This is a genomic window from Actinomadura sp. 7K507 (assembly GCF_004348425.1).
Lineage (GTDB): Bacteria > Actinomycetota > Actinomycetes > Streptosporangiales > Streptosporangiaceae > Spirillospora.
Genome location: NZ_SMKK01000558.1, coordinates 1 through 599, shown reverse-complemented (window position 1 = coordinate 599; position 599 = coordinate 1). Strand labels below are relative to the sequence as shown.

1 protein-coding gene is annotated in these 599 nt (G+C 71.6%); it reads right to left on the bottom strand.

What is annotated here, in order from left to right; all coding sequences use genetic code 11:
* On the bottom strand, nt 1-599 hold a 599-nt coding region (locus E1285_RS45235; protein ID WP_132161057.1), incomplete at both ends, for an acyltransferase domain-containing protein.

Genomic DNA, 599 nt, shown 5'->3' with positions numbered 1-599 from the left:
TCCCCGACCGCCGACAGCAGTTGGCGGGGCTGGTCGCGGTCACGGCGCTGGACGGCTATGAACTCCGCCTCGTCGCCGGGGTCGGCGGTGGCGGTCAGCGCGGCGTCGGGTCCGATTTCCAGGAAGGTGGTGACACCGTGCCCGCGCAGGGTCTGCACACCGTCATGGAAGCGGACGGCTTGGCGGACGTGCCGCACCCAGTAGGCCGGGGTGCACAGGTGGTCGGGGTCGGCGAGGTCGCCGGTCAGGTTGGACACGATCGGCACCGCGGGCGGCCGGTAGGTCACCCCGGCGGCGATGTGTTCGAACTCGGCCAGCATCGGGTCCATCAACACCGAATGGAACGCGTGCGAGACCGGCAACGGCCTCACCGTCTCGAAGTGCGCCGCGACCTTGGCGACCGCGTCGGCGTCACCGGAGATCACCACACCGTCCGGGCTGTTGACCGCCGCTACCTCCACCCCGTCCACCAGATGGGCCTGAACCTGGGTTTCGGTGGCGCGGATCGCCGTCATCGCCCCACCCGTGGGCAGGGCCTGCATCAACCGGCCCCGCGCCGCCACCAGCACCGCCGCATCCGCCAGCGACCACACCCCGGC